The sequence below is a fragment of the Aeromonas sp. 602200 genome, assembly GCF_049173895.1.
GTDB classification, from domain to species: domain Bacteria; phylum Pseudomonadota; class Gammaproteobacteria; order Enterobacterales; family Aeromonadaceae; genus Aeromonas; species Aeromonas veronii_A.
This window is the reverse complement of the sequence record NZ_JAAKSL010000015.1, coordinates 1-17,009: the sequence shown is the minus strand read 5'-3', so window position 1 is coordinate 17,009 and position 17,009 is coordinate 1. Positions and strand designations below refer to the sequence as shown.

At 59.7% G+C, this 17,009-nt stretch carries 16 protein-coding genes and 1 tRNA gene; 7 read left to right on the top strand and 10 right to left on the bottom strand.

Going from position 1 to position 17,009, the window contains the following annotated elements; all coding sequences use genetic code 11:
- Positions 1-104 precede the first annotated feature (104 nt).
- The 8 genes from secD to hinT all read right to left on the bottom strand — a co-directional run bounded on the left by secD (position 105) and on the right by hinT (position 7,165).
- Complete coding sequence (gene secD, locus G5221_RS16330; protein ID WP_421202617.1) at positions 105-1,907, bottom strand: protein translocase subunit SecD; 1,803 nt, start codon at positions 1,905-1,907, stop codon at positions 105-107.
- Between the two features lie 158 nt (positions 1,908-2,065).
- Entirely contained in the window at positions 2,066-2,500 is a 435-nt protein-coding gene (locus tag G5221_RS16325; protein ID WP_227340814.1) for a hypothetical protein, read from the bottom strand.
- A gap of 96 nt (positions 2,501-2,596) precedes the next feature.
- A complete protein-coding gene (locus G5221_RS16320) occupies positions 2,597-3,454 on the bottom strand; it encodes a DUF6279 family lipoprotein (protein ID WP_005353080.1) in 858 nt (285 codons plus the stop codon).
- A 3-nt stretch (positions 3,455-3,457) separates the two neighbouring features.
- The gene (locus G5221_RS16315; RefSeq protein WP_421263578.1) at positions 3,458-4,282 is read right to left on the bottom strand and encodes a phosphotransferase; all 825 of its coding nucleotides are present in this window, start codon (positions 4,280-4,282) and stop codon (positions 3,458-3,460) included.
- Positions 4,283-4,292: 10 nt separating this feature from the next.
- Complete coding sequence (gene lpoB, locus G5221_RS16310) at positions 4,293-4,889, bottom strand: penicillin-binding protein activator LpoB (RefSeq protein WP_421263577.1); 597 nt, start codon at positions 4,887-4,889, stop codon at positions 4,293-4,295.
- Positions 4,889-5,287: a YcfL family protein gene (locus G5221_RS16305; protein ID WP_005334038.1), complete on the bottom strand. Its 399-nt coding sequence runs from the start codon at positions 5,285-5,287 to the stop codon at positions 4,889-4,891. The genes lpoB and G5221_RS16305 overlap by 1 nt, the downstream gene beginning before the upstream one ends.
- Positions 5,288-5,390: 103 nt before the next feature.
- A complete protein-coding gene (locus G5221_RS16300; RefSeq protein ID WP_421263576.1) occupies positions 5,391-6,785 on the bottom strand; it encodes a COG3014 family protein in 1,395 nt (464 codons plus the stop codon).
- Positions 6,786-6,814: 29 nt separating this feature from the next.
- Complete coding sequence (gene hinT, locus G5221_RS16295; RefSeq protein WP_266133813.1) at positions 6,815-7,165, bottom strand: purine nucleoside phosphoramidase; 351 nt, start codon at positions 7,163-7,165, stop codon at positions 6,815-6,817.
- Positions 7,166-7,414: 249 nt separating this feature from the next.
- On the opposite strand from hinT, the gene G5221_RS16290 reads away from it, so the two are divergent.
- The gene (locus G5221_RS16290; RefSeq protein WP_421263575.1) at positions 7,415-9,427 is read left to right on the top strand and encodes a methyl-accepting chemotaxis protein; all 2,013 of its coding nucleotides are present in this window, start codon (positions 7,415-7,417) and stop codon (positions 9,425-9,427) included.
- 69 nt (positions 9,428-9,496) lie between these two features.
- Here the strand turns inward: G5221_RS16290 and G5221_RS16285 are convergent, their stop codons facing one another.
- The gene (locus G5221_RS16285; protein WP_421263574.1) at positions 9,497-10,372 is read right to left on the bottom strand and encodes a 6-pyruvoyl trahydropterin synthase family protein; all 876 of its coding nucleotides are present in this window, start codon (positions 10,370-10,372) and stop codon (positions 9,497-9,499) included.
- An 80-nt stretch (positions 10,373-10,452) separates the two neighbouring features.
- Here G5221_RS16285 and G5221_RS16280 point away from each other — a divergent pair, with 80 nt between their 5' ends.
- The 5 genes from G5221_RS16280 (at position 10,453) to G5221_RS16260 (ending at position 15,821) form a co-directional block, all read left to right on the top strand.
- Positions 10,453-11,796, top strand: coding sequence for a dihydroorotase (locus tag G5221_RS16280; protein WP_005334027.1), 1,344 nt, complete (start codon positions 10,453-10,455; stop codon positions 11,794-11,796).
- Between the two features lie 112 nt (positions 11,797-11,908).
- Positions 11,909-11,985 (top strand) — tRNA-Pro (locus G5221_RS16275).
- Between the two features lie 216 nt (positions 11,986-12,201).
- A complete protein-coding gene (locus tag G5221_RS16270; protein WP_421202624.1) occupies positions 12,202-12,633 on the top strand; it encodes a CC0125/CC1285 family lipoprotein in 432 nt (143 codons plus the stop codon).
- Positions 12,634-12,837: 204 nt separating this feature from the next.
- Complete coding sequence (locus tag G5221_RS16265) at positions 12,838-14,097, top strand: dicarboxylate/amino acid:cation symporter (RefSeq protein WP_421202613.1); 1,260 nt, start codon at positions 12,838-12,840, stop codon at positions 14,095-14,097.
- Between the two features lie 104 nt (positions 14,098-14,201).
- On the top strand, positions 14,202-15,821 hold the full coding sequence (locus G5221_RS16260) for a methyl-accepting chemotaxis protein (RefSeq protein WP_421263573.1): 1,620 nt from the start codon (positions 14,202-14,204) through the stop codon (positions 15,819-15,821).
- Between the two features lie 64 nt (positions 15,822-15,885).
- Here the strand turns inward: G5221_RS16260 and G5221_RS16255 are convergent, their stop codons facing one another.
- Positions 15,886-16,488, bottom strand: a complete 603-nt coding sequence (locus tag G5221_RS16255) for a DUF924 family protein (RefSeq protein WP_421263572.1) — start codon at positions 16,486-16,488, stop codon at positions 15,886-15,888.
- Positions 16,489-16,739: 251 nt separating this feature from the next.
- Between G5221_RS16255 and G5221_RS16250 the strand changes: the two genes are divergently transcribed.
- Positions 16,740-16,880: a hypothetical protein gene (locus G5221_RS16250; RefSeq protein WP_021231002.1), complete on the top strand. Its 141-nt coding sequence runs from the start codon at positions 16,740-16,742 to the stop codon at positions 16,878-16,880.
- The last annotated feature ends 129 nt before the right edge of the window (positions 16,881-17,009 follow it).

Below are 17,009 nucleotides of genomic sequence, written 5' to 3'. Positions count from 1 at the left end.
CGTGTCGCGACACGCCGGGAAATAGTGTTCTGCTTTGGCCGCCCCAGCCATATCCATGGCCGATGGCGCAGCCAAAGCCGCTCATCAGAGGGACTGCTGTCCCGTTACACCTTCAGCGTGCGCTCGCTGCTGCGTCCCCACAGGGGGTTGATGATGGCGCGTGTCCCCCAGATCCCGGTGATCATGCTGGAGAGCAGACCCAGGATGAGGGTGATGGAGAAGCCCTGCAGCGGCCCGGAGCCGATGGAGTAGAGCACCACGGCGCAGATGAGCGTAGTGATGTTGGCATCGAAAATGGTGTGGAAGGCCGAGCGATAGCCAAAGTCGATGGCGTTGGCCAGTGAGCCCCCTTCTCGCAGACGGTCCCTGATCCGCTCGAAGATCAGCACATGGGTATCCACCGCCATGCCCACCGTCAGCACCAGACCGGCGATCCCCGGCAGGGTCAACACGGCGCCCGGCAGCACTGCCAGCATGCCGACCTGCATCAACAGGTTGGCGACCAGCGCCGTGATGGCAACCCAGCCGAATTTGCGGTACCAGGCCATCATGAACAGCATCATGCCTGCCATGCCGAAGGCCAGCGCGGTGAAGCCTGCCTCGATATTCTGCATCCCCAGCGTCGGACCAATGGAGCGCTCCTCCAGGATCTTGAGCGGGGCGGTGAGGGCGCCGGCACGCAGCAGCATGGCCAGCTCTTGCGCTTCCGGCAGACTGCCAATGCCGGTGATACGGAACTGGTTGCCAAGGGCGGTCTGGATGGTGGCGACGTTGATCACCTCGCTCTGGGCGCGCAGTTTGCCCTGGGCGTTGGTTTTGTACTCGGTGAAGACGGTCGCCATCGGCTTGCCCACATGCTGGCGGCTGAACTGGTTCATCTTGCTGCCACCCAGGGTGTCGAGCACGATATTGACCTGGGGTTGACCCATCTCGCCCATATTGGCGCGGGCATCGACGATGTGCTCGCCGGTGAGTACCGGCTTGCGCGCCATGCCGACGGCCTGGCCGTTGCGATCGGCGATATAGAAGTGGCTGTCGGCTTTGGCCTCGTAGAAGGCCAGCGAGGCGGTGGCCCCGATCACCTCTTTCGCCTGCTTGGGGTTGTGCACCCCGGGCAGTTCGATACGGATGCCATCTTGGCCCTGACGCACCACCGAGGCCTCGACGATGCCGAGCTCGTTGATCCTTTTTTTCAGGATCGACAGGTTTTGGGTCACGGCGTTGTTGACCAGCAGGGTACGCTCAGCCTCGCTCAGCACCAGTTTCAGATCATTGCCGGAGCGGGTCAGCTTCCACTGATCCTGACGGGTACCGGCACTCTCCTTGATGATGGCGAGCCAGCTCTCCTGTTCGGCCACCTCCGGCAGGGTGACGGCTACGGCGCCCTGTGCGCTGCGCGTGACGCTGGCGCCGCGCAGATTGGCTTCACGGAAGCGGGTGCGCAGGGTATCCACCAGATTCTTGGTCTGATTGTCGATGACAAAGTCCACGTCCACCCCGATAAGCAGCTGGGAGCCGCCACGCAGGTCCAGTCCCAGCTTGATGGGGTCGGCGCCGAGGCGGGTGATCCAGGCCGGCGCGTTGGAGTGAAACTCCAGGGTCAGGGCGGCACTGTCGACCCCTTGCTGCTCCAGCAACTGCTTGGCTCGCTGCTGCTCGCCCTGGCTGTCAAAGACCAGCTCGACCCGCTCAGGTTGCTCGATCACCTTGACCGGTGTCAGGTGCTTGTCGCTCAGCAACATCTGTTGCTGGGTGGTCAGGCGCTGCTGTCCGTGCAGGCCAAGGGAGGGCTGCTCACCGAAAAAGGTGGGCAGGGAGTAAAAGGTAAAGGTCAACAGCATCAACAGCAGCAGTGCGTACTGCCACTTGCTCATGCGGTTGAGAACGGTGCGATTGCTCTTTCTCATGGCAAACAAGCCTCTGTCAGGAGAATGGTGTCCGGGCCGATAGCATCAAGGCTCGGCAAGGCGCAAAAAATGGGATGCATCAGATGCGGATCAGGCAGTTGCCGGATCCGTCAGGAAGAGGAGATGAGCAAACAGTGGATGTGTCAGCCCCTCCGGGGTCAGGCGTTCAGATAGCTCTGGGTGAAGCGGTATTGCAGATGTTGGCGCTGTAGATGGCGCCGATGGATCGCACCGAAGCGATCGCGAAAACTCTGTTTGTGATAGAGCTCGGGGGCCAGCATCAGCCAGCCGAGCAGTAACAGCAGGATGGCCTGGGCCGACCAGCTCTGGATCAGCTCGTAGACCACACTCTTGGGCTGGTTGTCACTGCGCAGGGATTGTTCGAGACGCAGCAGGTGATTCTGATGGCTGCCGACAAACTTGATGATGCCATCATCGCTGTCGCTAAGCTGATTGAACACCTGAGTCTGCTGCTGTTCACTCTGGGGAGATGCGGGTAGCAGCGGGCCTTCCATTCGGGCGATGGAACAAAGCAGGGTGAAGGCAATAACCAGAGTTACCAGCACCAGTTTTACTTTGTCGATAAGGCGCAAAAAGTTAATTCCCGATAAATAGGAAGGGCAAACTACCATAAGCGCCCGGTTTGAACAAGGTTGCCCCGGGCACATGGCACCATTCGGTGCTGGCTGTCAGCTGCCGCTCATCTGCTTGAAGTCGCGGGCATAACCCTTGAGCAGGGAGTAGAGATGAGCCCGCTGGGAGATATCCAGCGACTGGCTCATGGCGCTCAGCCAGTTGACGGTACGCTGGCGCGACTGTTCGGTATAGCCGGTAAAGCGGCCATCCATCAGCCCATCCCCCTCGGCCAGCAGGTCAGTCAGCTCGCGGGTAAAGTCGGGACTCTGGCGCTGCTTCATCAGCCTGTCCAGCTCCTGGGTCCAGGACTCCTGAAACTCGAGCCAGGGGGGCATCAGCTCGTATTGCCATTCGGCCCACTGGGCCACCAGTGGTGCCTGTGCCGGTTTCACCTCGCCAATCCAGAACTCGAGCCGCTTGTTCATCTTGTCGCGAAACTCCGCCAGCATCTGCTCTTTGGGCTCAGTGGCAAAGTCCTTTTGCCGCTCCTGTTGCCGCTTGACCCGATCGGTCATAAAGCGGGCTACCTGCTCGTCGGTCAGGGTGCGCGCCAGCCTGACCGCGCGGGGGATAGTGTTTTCCAGCGTGCGGGTCAGACTCTGCTGCACCGCATCGAGATTGGTCGAGATCTGCTCCGGCGTCATGGGGCTGGCCACAGCCTTGGCCAGTGCATCGAGATCCTTGGCGTAGCGCGGCAGCTCGTGCTGGCGGTGCCAGGCCATCAGCCCCTTCACTTCGCGGCTGAGCAGATCCTTCTGCGAATAGGAGAGGGCAAAGTAGTCATCCAGCTGCCAGATGATGGCGGTATCGAGCCAGTAGTAGATCACCCGGGTGGAGCAGCCGGTCAGCAGCAGGCCGATCAGCAGCAGACCCCAGGTTTTCGGCTTGTGCCAGCGCACCTTGTTTATCATCTGTTACTCCAGTCGTTGCCGGTTGATGGCGATCAGGGTGTCATAGTCGAGTGAGGGCTGTTGCTCTGCCATCAGCAGGGCCCAGAGCAGGCCGATATAGTCGACCCAGGGTAAAAATGCCTCGCTCTGAAAATCGGGCCACTGGTGGCGCGGCACGGCCTGCAGATAGTGCGCTTCCAGCTCGTCGCGCCGCTCGGCGGGCCACTCATGGGTGCGCTGGATGCTGGCGAGCTCAAAGCCGGGGTGACCTGCCGCGCCATACTCCCAGTCGATGACCCAGGGTTTGCTTCCCAACAAGTTAGCCGGATTGAGATCATGGTGGCAAGGGCGCCAGCAATCATTTGGCTCACTGCTGGCGAGCAAGCCCCGCTCCAGGGCGGGCAGCCAGGAGGGAATGTGGGCCAGTCGGGCGCGATAGCCCGCCGCGTGGGCTCGCACCGCCATCACCACCGCAGGTAGCGGCAGGCGATGGAGCTTGCGCAGCACCTCAGCTAGCAGACGGGGCTGATCGACTGCCGGTGGCGCCGCGTGCACCCAGTTTGGCTCATCGCACCATTCGAGCAGCATCAGACCGCTGGCGGGATCGCCATAGTGGCAAGGCAGCGCTAGTCCTTCGGCTATCGCCCCCTGATAAAGCTGCCACTCGGTGGGACGGTCGATACCAAGGCGCACCGGGTCGGAGTGGCCCTGACGCAAAAAGTAACTGCGCCCCGAGGGGAGGCGCAGTCGATAGTTGCAGTTGGTCAGGCCTAACCCGAGTGGTTCCAGCTGCCCCTCCCGCCAGGGGGCGGGCAGGCTGGCCAGTAGCGGATCACAGTTGCCTGTCACCGGGAGCCTGTTACCAGCCAAAGGTGGATTTCTTCGCCTGTTTGCGGACCTCTTTCTGATCGGCCCACAGCAGTTCGCCGTTTTGCAGATCCATCAGGTTCATGGTCATCTGGTAGTAGACATCCTTCACCTTGCCATTGTCCTTGACGATGCTGGCGAGGTTGCCATAGACCATGTAGCGGGCACCGGTCTGTTTGCCAAGCCGCACCATGGAGGCAGGATCCACCATGCCGCTGCTCTGCTGGTATTCGAGCTGCTGCTTGACGGCGGCCACCTTGCTCATGTCGACGAAGCGGAACTTGCCGGCCCGCAGCAGCTTGGTGCGGATGGTATCGGTGATGGCTTCGGTATCAATGTGCTCGGAGGTCTTGTTGCGGATAGAGTCCATAAACATCACCGGACGACCGCCTGCGGTGATCTCGCTGGTGGCAGGGGAGGCGAGCATGGAGTCCGCCATCTTGTCGGCGATGGCCTGCAGATCGCTTGAGCCGTAATCGACGGTGACGGTTTCGGTTTCAGTGGGATCGCCATAGCTGACGGTGGTGCTGGAGCAGCCGCCCAGCAGCAGCGCGCCGGTCAGGATCAGCAGGGCATGATTCATTTTCATCAGTAGGATTCCTCAATCACTTCGCGTACGTAAATCCGGTAACCCTGCGCCGCCGGGCTGGGCGCCAGGGCCGAGAGGGTGCGGGTCTGATAGCCATGCAGCTTGATGGGGGTCCAGCCGCGGCCATCGCTGGCGACCTCCTGACCGGCCTCATCATACCAATAGAAGATATATTGCAGCTTGTTATCGCCGCGCTGGGTGCTGGCGGCGGCCACATTGACCTGCAGCAGGCCATTTTGCTGGCGGCGGCTCAGCTCGGTCAGGGTGACGTTGACGTTTTGATGCTGCTCCAGCGTGGGTGCACCGCCCGCCGGGCCATAGAGCGCCACGCCGGAGGTGTTGGTGGCGCAGCCGGTCAGCAGCAGCGCGAGCCCGAGGGCCAACCCGTATGCTTTCATCTTGCTCTCCTTAATTGGAGTGAGTGGGGTAGCACTGGGGCTGCCCGGTTAATCGTCTTGCTCATCTCTCTTTGCCGCTTGCTCATCTCTCTTTGCCGCTTGCTCAGAGCGGCATCACCCGGGTGGTCAGGCCGGCGCCGAGGCGCTGTACCCAGACCAGGGTGGTGCGTCCCTTGTGGATGGTGAGCGGCAATTGCCGCTGCGCCGCCCCCGCGCTTAGGGTGAGGTTGATGTCACCTGCTGGCACCATTCCCTGCCAGCTCGATGCCTGAGCTGGCAGCGTCAGCCAGCTGCGGGTATCGGCCCGCTCGGAGAGGGTGTTGAAGATCCCCACCAGAATATTGCCCACATCCCCTCCCTCTTTGGCGGCGGTGCGGCGCATCTGCTCCTTGGCCACCAGTCGCAGCGCCTGGCGGGTCAGCATGCCGGGCAGCCGCTCTTGCAGATCTTTGGCGGCCAGCGCTTCCAGCCTGACCAGCTCGCTGGTCTGCCAGGCCCGCTTGCCGACTTCCACCGTCAGCGGGCCGGTGTCGCTGGCCCGATTATCGTAATAGGGGATGGCGACGGTAAAGGTGCGAAAATCGCCGCGGGAGGTGGAAATGGGGAGCGTCAGGAACAGTTCTCGCCGTGCCGGGATCAAACCATCTTCAAACAGCACCACCAGTTGGCCTTGATCTTTTGCAAGCGGCGGCGCTTTGCGGCCTATCTTTTTCTCGGTCTCGCGGATCTCGTCCGGTGAGCCACGCAGCCGCGCCAGACGCAACAAGGCATCTTGCAGGCTGCGGTTGTCTGGCGCTATCTGGTAGCCGCGCTGATAGTCGACCCAGGCATCGTTGAGATCCCCGGCCGCCTCATAGAGCACGGCAGAAAAGTAGAAGGTGTAGGCGTTCTGAAAACCGTTCTTGACCTTGCCGATCAACCGGTCGAGATCCGGTGCGCCGCGCGACATCAGCTGGCGTATCTCGCCTTCTGCTTCGGCCTCTTCGCTCTCATCCTTCGCTTTGCGTACCTCATCGGCTCGCCGTTTCAGGGCCTGCTCCTGCACCTGATTGGCCCGGCGTACCTCCACCAAGGCGCCATCGGCATCTCCCCGTTGCAGGTAGTTGAGGGCCAGATAGTGGTGCAGCATGGTGCGTTCGTAATCGGGGGTGAGATAGGCCATCGACTGGTCGTTGGTAAGCAGGCTGCCCACCTGATCGAGCCCGTGACTGAGCCGGTATTCGGCCTGATTGTCTTCCCACTGAAGGCGGCTGTCGGCGGCGGTGAACGCCTGCTTGCTGTCCGCATCTTGCCCCGCCAGCCAGGCGATGCGCCCCTGTTCAAGGCGATCGAGGACAAAGGTGTCATCGCCGAGGGTGGAGTCGCGCACTTCGGGCAGCGCCTCGGCGGTATGGCCCAGCAGCAGCTGGTTGCGCAAGGGCACCATCTGGTCGGAGTAGGAGACAAACATATCCTGCCAGTGGGAGGCGCAGCCTCCCAGCAGGAAACTGGCCAGCATCAGGCCGGCCAGTCGAATGCTCGGGAGTATCACAGGCTGAGCAGGGGGCCCAACGGCTCGCCGCCGACCAGATGCAGGTGGATGTGGTAGACCTCCTGCCCACCGTGGCGGTTGCAGTTCATGATGAGGCGGTAGCCATCTTCGGCGATGCCCGCATCGCTTGCCAGCTTGCGGGCCACGGTGAACATCCGGCCAAGGGCCAGTTCATGTTCGGCTTCCACGTCATTGACGGTGGGGATCAGCACATTCGGGATGATCAGGATATGGGTCTTGGCCTTGGGCTGGATATCCCGGAATGCGGTGACCAGATCGTCTTGATAAAGGATGTCGGCAGGGATCTCTTTACGGATGATTTTGCTGAAAATGGTTTCTTGCGCCATGGCTAACTCCCTTATATGAAAAAGAAAATTGAACTTGCATCCCAAGCGGCTCCCGAAAGAAGGCGAGCAGCGCGTCAAGTGTGACACAAGCCGAGATTTGACACAGCTGATGTCCCATTCCCTTCAGTTATTGTTAAGAATACCGATAGCCAGAGGGACGTCATCTGCAGCGCCTGTTCAGGGGTCTGCAGGGTATCAAAAGGACGGGGTACTCAGGCAAGGGACTTTTGCATATACAGCGGGACAATAATGAAACAAACAATGTCGGATCTCTCCATCTTGCAGCGAGTCTACCTTGGCTTCGCGATCCTGGTGGCCGTGATGGTGGCCAGTTCACTACTCACATTTCGTAGTCAGAATACCCTGGGGGGAGCGCTGGAACAGGTGACCCGGCAGTCTATGCCGCTGGTGATTGCCAGCAGCCAGACCCAGATCACCCTGCTTAGTGCCAACAAGTGGCTGGGGGATGTGCTCACCGAGCAGGACCCCAAACTGCTGCCTGCCGAAGTGGCCGAACTGAAACAGGCCAAGGCCGCGGTGGGCAAGAGCCTCGATGCCTTGCGCCAGCAGGTCGCCCACCACCCCGAACTGCAAGGGGAGATGGGCACTCTGAGCCAGCAGGTCGACAGCTACCTGCAACTGACCGATACCCTGCCGGGCGAACACGAGGCGCTGCTCACCCGATTGCACAAGGTCAATCTGGCCAAGGGGCAGTTTCAGGTCAGCTTGCCCCAGTTCAAGAAGAGTCTGGGGGACATGATGATCACCATCGACGACAGCTTCATCAAGATGCTCTCCGAGACCCTGACCACCAAGCTTTCCGCTATCGAACTCTCCACCATGGATGCCCTCAACCAGAGCATTCCGGCCCCCATTGAAGCTGCGCTCAAGCGCAACAGGATGCAGATCGAGGGGTTCAACAGCACCATCAAGGATCTGCAGGGTGAGCTCAAGGATTTCGACAACAACATGGGTCACTACGTCCACGGTTTCGTGCGCGATACGACCGGTAATGAAGGTGTCCTGGCCCAGTATCTGGCGCTGATGCAACAGCAGGAGCAGATGCGGGAGAAGAGCAAGCAGGCGAGTGCGCTCATCGTGGCAATTCAGGATCGGCTTGAGCGGATCACCGATCAGAGCCAGCAACTGATGAACCAGAGCATTCAGCATGCTAAAGCCGCACAGAGCCAGAGCACCCTGACTCAGGGAGCCAGCATCGTAGTCGCCATCATGATTGCCATGCTGGTGGCTTATACCCTGGGCAAGGCCATTCGCCGTCCGCTCAGGGAGTTGCTGCGGGTGCTGACCGAAGTAACCCAGGGCGACATGACCCAGCGCATCGGTTTTCAGAGCAAGAATGAATTTGGTCAGCTGGGCAGCCAGATCAACCTGCTGATCGCCCAGATGGGGGAGGTACTGGCGCAGCTTTCACAAGCATCGGCCCAGCTTAACGATGCCGCCCACGGCAACCGTCGCACCACCGAATCGGTGCGGGCGGATCTGGAGAAACAGCGGCAGGAGACCGCCTCGGTCGCCGCCGCCATGACCCAGATGGAGGCATCGGTGCGGGAAGTGGCGCAGGCCGCCAACCAGACTCTGGAGCGAGTGATGGATGTGGAGAAGGCCTCCGAGATGGGACGCAAGGTGATGGCGGGCAATATCACCACCACCCATCAGCTGGCGGGCAAGCTGCAACAGACCGGCAAGGTGATTGGTGATGTGAGCGCCATGAGCAGCCAGATAGGCAACATCCTCGATGTCATTCGCGGCATTGCCGAGCAGACCAACCTGTTGGCTCTCAACGCGGCCATTGAGGCGGCGCGGGCCGGCGAGCAGGGGCGCGGATTTGCGGTGGTGGCGGATGAGGTGCGCAGTCTGGCGGGCCGCACCGCCCAGTCCACCAGCGAGATCCAGACCATGATCGAGAACCTGCAGCAGGGGGTCGCCAAGGCGGTAACCGTGATGCAGGAGTGCTCCCGCGAGATGGACAGTTGCGTCGAACAGAGCTCCCACGCCAACAACGCCATGGAGGAGGTGCAGGGGATTGTGGTGCTGATCAGCGACATGTCGAGCCAGATCGCCTCTGCCGCTGAGCAGCAGCAGGCCACCAGCGCCGACATTGCCACCAACCTCAACCGCATCTCCGATATCTCGGATCTCAACTATCAGGGGATTGAGCGGGTAGCCGAGACCAGCCAGCAGCTGGACTCCCTTGCCGAGCAGCAGGAGAGCCTGGTCAAGCGCTTCCGCCTCAGCGCCTGATGGTCGAGAGTTGAAACAACAAGGCCCCGCAGATGCGGGGCCTTGTTATTGCGGTAGTCAACGCAGGAATTACGCGTAGGCGATGGCGCCCTTGCCGACCCCTTCATAAGCGACAATCTTGACGAACTTGTCGCCCACCATCTTCTTCACTTCGCGGGCGATGTAGCAGGCCAGCAGCTCGACCGTGGTGTCGGTGTCGATCATCTCTACCTCGGCGGTGGGGATGGCCAGCTGGAACAGCCCCTGGGGCGCCATATATTTGAAGCCGGTGTGATGCTCGCCAAGCTGGGCATTGGCGCGGGGGCTCAAGGTGAGCTCGGTCAGTGCCACCTTGTCCTCTTCGGTGCCGAGGTAGATATCGCCCCAGCGTTCGGCCCAGTTGAACTCAAGCTCCTGGTCGCGCTCACCATCGACGTGGATCTCGATGGGGGAGCGGTGGCCGTGGGCGATGCGCTGGCAGTTGCCATCGTGCTTTTTCAGGCCGTGGCTGTAGTGGTAGAAGGCACCGGTGATCGCCTCCTGACGCAGGGTCAGGGAGAGATCCTTGATATTGCCCGGCAGCCGTTTGGCCAGTACCGCCAGCAGGTAGCGGGTCACCGACTCTTTATCAACTTGCGGTGCCGGGATAAAGGCGAAGCCCTGGGATGGGCAGCGCAGATGGATGGAGCGCCCCTGGCGCAGCAGATCCACTGTGCTTTTGTCGCCATCCAGTGTCTCGACGTGGATCAGCGGGCACTCTGTCGGCACCAGCAGCTTGTGGTCCACCTCTTCATCGATGATCGACTTGATCAGCTTCTTTACCCGGCCAAAGTCCAGCAGCATGCTCATTTCGTTCAGCTCACCGCTCATTTCGATATCTACCAGCCAGCTCTCGCCCACCATGCCGCGGCGTTCGCAGAGGTAGCTGGAGTCGATCACGGTCAAATCTCTTACAAATAACTTCATCAGTCAGGCCTTGCTACAGAGAAAGGGCAGTTTTGCGCTATTATGACCCGCGATTATCGGCAAAGGAACTGGAACCCCCCATGAACAAACTGCTTATCAAGAATGCCACCTTGGTCAACGAAGGCCGCATCTATGCCTCCGATGTGTTGATCGAGGGGGAACGGATTGCCCGCATCGCCCCGGATATCGAGGCGCCCGATGCGCTGGTTATCGATGCCGCAGGTCGTCATCTCATCCCCGGAATGATCGATGATCAGGTCCACTTCCGGGAGCCGGGATTGACCCACAAGGGGACTATTGCCAGCGAATCCCGTGCCGCCGTCGCCGGTGGCACCACCAGTTTCATGGAAATGCCCAACGTCAATCCCCAGACCACCACCCTCGACGCCCTCGAAGCCAAATACCAGATCGCTGCCAACTCCTCCGTCGCCAACTACAGCTTCTATCTCGGCGCCACCAACGACAACCTTGAAGAGATCAAGCGTCTCGACCCCAAGCAGTCCTGCGGGGTCAAGGTGTTTATGGGCTCTTCGACCGGCAACATGCTGGTGGACAATCAGGAGACCCTGGCGGCCATCTTCCGCGAAAGCCCGGTGATGATCGTCACCCACTGCGAAGACACTCCGACCATCGCCAAGGCCGAAGAGGCGGCGCGGGCCAAGTGGGGCGAGAATGTGCCGATGGGCGAGCATGGCCGCATTCGCAGCGACGAAGCGTGCTACAAATCCTCCAGCATGGCGGTGGCGCTGGCGAAAAAATACGGTGCCAAGCTGCATGTGCTGCATCTGACCTCGGCCAAGGAGCTGTCGCTCTTTACCGCCAGCCACGACCTGAGCGAGCTGAAGGACAAGAACATCACCGCCGAGGTGTGCGTTCACCACCTCTTCTTCAATGAAGCCGATTACGAGACACAGGGCAGCCTGATCAAGTGCAACCCTGCGGTGAAGAGTGCCGCCGACCAGCAGGCACTGCTGGATGCGGTACGTAACGACGTGCTCGACATCATCGCCACCGACCACGCGCCCCACACCTGGGAAGAGAAGCAGAACAGCTACTTCAAGGCACCGTCCGGTGTGCCGCTGGTGCAGCACTCTTTGCAGGCGTTGCTGGAGCTCTACCACAACGGCGTGTTTACCCTGGAGACTATCGTCAAGAAGACCTCCCACGCGGTGGCCGAGCGCTTCCAGGTGCAGGATCGCGGTTATATCCGCGAGGGGTATTTCGCCGATCTGGTGCTGCTGGATCTGGGCAAGCCCTATGTGGTCAACGATGACAACATCCTCTACCACTGTGGTTGGTCGCCCTTCAACGGCTACCGCTTCCATAGCACGGTGGAGATGACGCTGGTGAATGGCCAGATCGCTTGGCAAAACGGGCAGGTGACTGACCAGATCCTGGGCAAGCGGCTGACCTTTAACCGCTGATTGTTCGCAAAGCAGGCGAACGCACCGTGGCCGAGGAATTGGCGGCGTTTCCCTGTTGACAGGGCAGGGTCATCTCCATAAACTCTGCCCCCGTCAGCCGAGCTGACTCCGTCGGTGTGTAGCGCAGCCAGGTAGCGCATCTGCATGGGGTGTAGAGGGTCGGAGGTTCGAATCCTCTCACACCGACCAAATTCCCCGGTAAAGGCCTTGTCAAACGACAAGGCCTTTTCTTTTGCCTGCGATTCGCCGCACAGGCGTGAAGCCAGTGGTGATGCACGCTGGTCGCTGCTGGCGTGAGCAGATTGTGCTGCCACCGCGCTTTATGGTGTAGTAACAACTCTGTTGCTCATTTGCCTGGCGAGGCCTCTCGTGTCTGCATCCGTATCTAAACCCTGTTGTCTGCTGATGCTCACCCTGCTGCTGGTGGGCTGCGCCACCCCTTACGAGAGTGAAAAGTCATTCTGGAACGGCCAGACCGGTTTCTCCCAGACCCGGCTTGGCCCGGACAAGTGGCAACTGGAGTTTGTCGGCAACGATCTGGTGGACAGGGAGACCGCCCGCAAATATGTGCTCAAGCGGGCAGGGGAGCTGGCACTGGCAGAGGGTTACTCTTGGCTCAAGGTCGATGAGCTGACCATTAACCGTGATGCCGTCAGGGTGACCCCATCACGGCCGATCTTCGGCTTTGACGAGGATGAACCGGATCTCTTTATGGCCCAGATGCAGGTGCAGCATACCATCTCGGCGCTGCTCACTTTTCGCCTGTTGCCACGGGCACTCGATGAGCGAACTCTGAATGCAAATTATCTCGCCGAAATCAAAATAAACAGTGATTAATATTGGTGGTTTGCAAGATCCATATCACATACACCTAATGGCGGGATAAAATTCTGGATAAAGCCTCTAGATTTACCCCCTGCTTTTAGGCATTCTCCCAGCATACCAGCCGCCAGGAATCAACGGCTCGGATCACAAAAACGGACTGTAGTGGCTCCCACGCCACTGTTTACGGCTTGCACCAATCAAAACCGGGACTCCCCCATGAAAATGAATAAACTGACGGTCGCCATCCTCATCTCCATGATGTTTGGCATCCTCACCGGCCAGGGCTATCGGATGTTTGCCGCAGATCAGGCTGCGGATTTCGCCAATAACATCACGATCCTGACCGATATCTTCCTGCGCCTGATCAAGATGATCATCGCTCCCCTGGTCTTCACTACCCTGGTGGTCGGTATCGCCAAGATGGGCGACACCCGCACCGTGGGGCGTATCGGTGCCAAGACCCTCGGCTGGTTCATGCTGGCCTCCCTGATGTCCCTGAGCCTGGGTCTGGTGATGGTGACCCTGATGCAGCCGGGTGTGGGTCTCTCGCTCTCCCTGCCCAATGACACCGCCAGCTCGGGCATTGCTGCCGGTGCCATTACCCTGAAAGATTTTGTGACCCACGCCATCCCCAAGAGCGTGGTCGAGGCGATGGCCACCAACGAGATCCTGCAGATCGTGGTCTTCTCCCTCTTCTTCGGTCTGGCTGCCGCCGCGCTCGGCGATCTGGCCAAGCCGGTGGTGGTGCTGATGGCCAGCGCTGCCGAGATCATGCTGAAAGTGACCGGTTATGTGATGAACTTTGCACCGTTCGCGGTATTTGGCGCCATCGCCGCCATGGTGGCCAAAGAGGGGCTGGGTATTCTGGTTACCTACGGCAGCTTTATGGCCCAGTTCTATATCGCGCTGGCCTGTCTCTGGCTGCTGCTGATCGCCATGGGTAGCGTCTTCCTGCGTGGTCGCGTCATCAAGCTGCTGGCGATGATCCGCGAGCCGATCCTGCTTGCCTTCTCGACTGCCAGCTCCGAAGCGGCCTATCCGAAGACCCTGGATCGTCTGGAGAAGTTCGGTTGTGACAAGCGCATCGCCAGCTTCGTGCTGCCGATGGGTTACTCCTTCAACCTCGACGGCTCCATGATGTACTGCACCTTCGCGGTGATGTTCATTGCCCAGGCGTATGGCATCGAGCTCTCCATGGCCCAGCAGATCACCATGCTGCTGCTGCTGATGGTCACCTCCAAGGGGATGGCCGGGGTACCGCGCGCCTCTCTGGTGGTGATTGCCGCCACCCTGAACCAGTTCCATATTCCGGAAGCTGGCATTCTGCTGCTGCTGGGGATCGACCATTTCCTCGATATGGGCCGCTCTGCCACCAACGTGCTGGGCAACGCCATCGCCGCCAGCGTGGTTGCCAAGACCGAAGACAGCTTGGGTGACACCGTCGCGCTGGGTGAGAGTGAGCCAGCCAAGGCCTGATCACAACGCTATGAAAAATAAACAACAACGGCCCGCCAATGCGGGCCGTTGTTGTTTATGGCTCGTCTACACTGCTAGATAGTTTCCATCTGGAGTGTATGGTTATGAACATTGCTCGTCGACTGCAACTGATAGCGCTGTTGGTGATGCTGACGCTCATTTTTCTCAGTTGGTTCAGTATCAATCGCCTTGGGGCAGGCAACCGTGATTTGAGCTATGTGACGGACAATACTGTGCCCAGTATTTCGCTGATTAAGGAAGTGCAGGCCGATTTCTATGAATTGCACTCGCTGGTACAAACACATGTGCTCAATACCGACTCAAGCAAGATGCAGCAGATTGAAACGGGTATCACCGAGATACGGGGACAAATCAATTCGCTGCTCGACAAATATAAGGCAGAGATGCTCTCCAATGACGAAGATCGGCGCCTGACTGACGATGATCAGCGCATTGTCGCGCAATATTATCAGGAGATAGACAAGGTTCTGCAGCTCTCCCGCCAAAACAAGAACGATGAAGCCAGAGACATGCTGGCGGGAGAGGCATACGGACTGTTCAAGCAATTTGCCAAGGCAATCGAGCTTCACGTCAACTTCAATATGGATTTGGGACTGGCGCTCAAGAAGCAGGGCCAGGAGAACTACGACAACAGCCTGCAAACCCTGTTGCTTATCGCCGGTGGTGCCACCGTACTGACGATGGGGCTGTTTGTCTGGTTGTTCAATCAGGTGGCCAGTCCCCTTCGCACCGCCATGGATACCCTGACCCGGATCCAGCGCGACCTCAACTTTACCCTCAGAGCGGATGTGAAACAGCAGGATGAGATTGGTCTGACCCTCAATGCGGTCAACCGGTTGCTCGATACGCTGCAACAGACATTTACCGAATTTTCCGTCGGCAGCTTGCAGATCAAGAGCACTGCCGAATCCCTCTCTCAAGCGGCGCAGCACCTCGCCAGCTCGGCCAGTCAGGCCAATGATGCTACCAGTCTGATCGCCGCCGGTGTGGAAGAGATGACTGTCAGCATCACAGATATCTCCCAGCGTACCCAGGAGACGAGCCGTATCACCAATGAGTCAGGGCAGCTGGCTAGCGAAGGAAGCAGAACCATAGATCGTACCGTTCATGCCATCAACGAGATAGCCGACTCCATTCGGCAGGCCTCGGCCGAGGTCATTGCGCTGGGTGAGGGCATTTCGCGCATTGGCGGTGTGGTCAACGTGATCCGTGATGTGGCGGGGCAGACCAACTTGCTGGCCTTGAACGCGGCCATTGAAGCGGCGAGGGCCGGGGAATCCGGCCGTGGCTTTGCGGTGGTGGCGGATGAGGTGCGCAAACTGGCTGAGCGCACAGCCCAATCCACTCAGGAGATATCTGCCACTGTAGAGGCGATCCAGCAGGAGTCGAACAATACGGTCTCCCGCATGCATCTTGTGGAGGAGAAGGTGAGCCAGGGGGTCACCATGGCGACCGAGAGTGGCGCCATTATTGCCGAAATCCGCAGTGCGTCGCACCGGGTGATGGAGCAGGTGGGCGAGATCACCAATGCCATCCGCGAGCAGAGTTCGGCCGCCGAGTCGATCGCTCATCAGGTAGAGCAGATTGCTCAGGTCGTGCAGCAAACCAGCAGCACAGCGGAGGAGACCTCAGCCGCAGCCGAGGAGCTCAATGTCACCACCGAGAGCATCCACCAGCAGATATCCCGCTACCGCATTCAGTAACGCCGACGGTTGTTATCCATCTGCTATCCCCGCCAGCTGGCGGGGATTTTTTTATATGGCTTGCTTAGAAGCCTGAGCCCGGTTGCTGCAAAAATGCCGCCTCTTCCGGTGTGCTGGTGCGACCGAGTATGTCGTTGCGGTGGGGGAAGCGGCCAAAGCGTTCGATGATCACCTGATGGCGGCGGGCAAAGTCGGCAAATCCGGCAAAGGTCGCCTGCGCCGGTGTGCCAGCCTGCTCGGCAGCGAGTGCCTCGAACAGCGCCACACTTCTGGCCTGTTGTTCGCGGGATTCGGCATGTTCCAGCGGCAGATAGAAGAAGACCCGCTCCAGTGGCGAGAGGGATTTGTCCGCCCCGATGGATAGCCCTTTCAGGCAGAGATCCCGTGCCAGCGGATCCTGGGCAAAGGCCGCAGGCGTGCCGCGATGGATATTGCGGGGCAGCTGGTCAAGCAGCAGGAGCAGCGCCAGCCGACCGCTGGGAGCATCGGCCCAGTGGGCGAGGCTGCCCTTGGCTGCCGCCTCTGCCAGCTCGCCAAAGCGGCTGGCCAGCAGGGCATCCGTTTCGCTGCTTTTTCCCCACCAGAGGGGGGCTTGCCGTGTGGCCCGCAGGACGCCATCGGTTTCGTCGCCAAACCAGAAATCGAGCAGAGGTTGCCAAGGTTGCATGGGAACTCCTTGAGGTGATTCAGAGGGAACCAGGAACAAATGGCTCAGGGGTGCTGCCGAAACGGCGGCTTCTCGTTACACTGTGCCATCTTTTGCCCGCAAGACGTAACCCCCCGATGGCGAGCGCCGAATTCTTGGCTCGGCCGATGATGGCCTGCCATCGCCATGAGGTGGTCTTGTTGACCCTGGTGGTTATCGGGATGTACACCTCTCTCGCGGTGTTGTTCTCACTGATATAAGGAATCTTTGATATGGCCGGAACCAGTTTGTTGGCCCTGCTCGACGATATCGCCAGCGTGCTTGATGACGTGGCGCTGATGACCAAGGTCGTGGTGAACAAGCGCGAGACATTTTTCGGGAAGACGTTTCTCACTGATATAAGGGATCTTTGATATGGCCGGAACCAGTTTGTTGGCCCTGCTCGACGATATTGCCAGCGTGCTCGATGACGTGGCGCTGATGACCAAGGTCGTGGTGAACAAGCGCGAGACATTTTTCGGGAAGACGTTTCTCACTGATAT

Bases quoted from the DNA above. Each gene is read 5' to 3' on its own strand.
- G5221_RS16260 (WP_421263573.1), top strand. From the start codon at position 14,202: ATGAACATTGCTCGTCGACTGCAACTGATAGCGCTGTTGGTGATGCTG.
- G5221_RS16305 (WP_005334038.1), bottom strand. From the start codon at position 5,287: ATGAAAGCATACGGGTTGGCCCTCGGGCTCGCGCTGCTGCTGACCGGC.
- G5221_RS16280 (WP_005334027.1), top strand. From the start codon at position 10,453: ATGAACAAACTGCTTATCAAGAATGCCACCTTGGTCAACGAAGGCCGC.
- G5221_RS16320 (WP_005353080.1), bottom strand. From the start codon at position 3,454: ATGATAAACAAGGTGCGCTGGCACAAGCCGAAAACCTGGGGTCTGCTG.
- G5221_RS16300 (WP_421263576.1), bottom strand. From the start codon at position 6,785: ATGCTGGCCAGTTTCCTGCTGGGAGGCTGCGCCTCCCACTGGCAGGAT.
- G5221_RS16270 (WP_421202624.1), top strand. From the start codon at position 12,202: ATGCTCACCCTGCTGCTGGTGGGCTGCGCCACCCCTTACGAGAGTGAA.
- G5221_RS16290 (WP_421263575.1), top strand. From the start codon at position 7,415: ATGAAACAAACAATGTCGGATCTCTCCATCTTGCAGCGAGTCTACCTT.
- lpoB (WP_421263577.1), bottom strand. From the start codon at position 4,889: ATGAAAATGAATCATGCCCTGCTGATCCTGACCGGCGCGCTGCTGCTG.
- secD (WP_421202617.1), bottom strand. From the start codon at position 1,907: ATGAGAAAGAGCAATCGCACCGTTCTCAACCGCATGAGCAAGTGGCAG.
- hinT (WP_266133813.1), bottom strand. From the start codon at position 7,165: ATGGCGCAAGAAACCATTTTCAGCAAAATCATCCGTAAAGAGATCCCT.
- G5221_RS16255 (WP_421263572.1), bottom strand. From the start codon at position 16,488: ATGCAACCTTGGCAACCTCTGCTCGATTTCTGGTTTGGCGACGAAACC.
- G5221_RS16250 (WP_021231002.1), top strand. From the start codon at position 16,740: ATGGCCGGAACCAGTTTGTTGGCCCTGCTCGACGATATCGCCAGCGTG.
- G5221_RS16285 (WP_421263574.1), bottom strand. From the start codon at position 10,372: ATGAAGTTATTTGTAAGAGATTTGACCGTGATCGACTCCAGCTACCTC.
- G5221_RS16265 (WP_421202613.1), top strand. From the start codon at position 12,838: ATGAAAATGAATAAACTGACGGTCGCCATCCTCATCTCCATGATGTTT.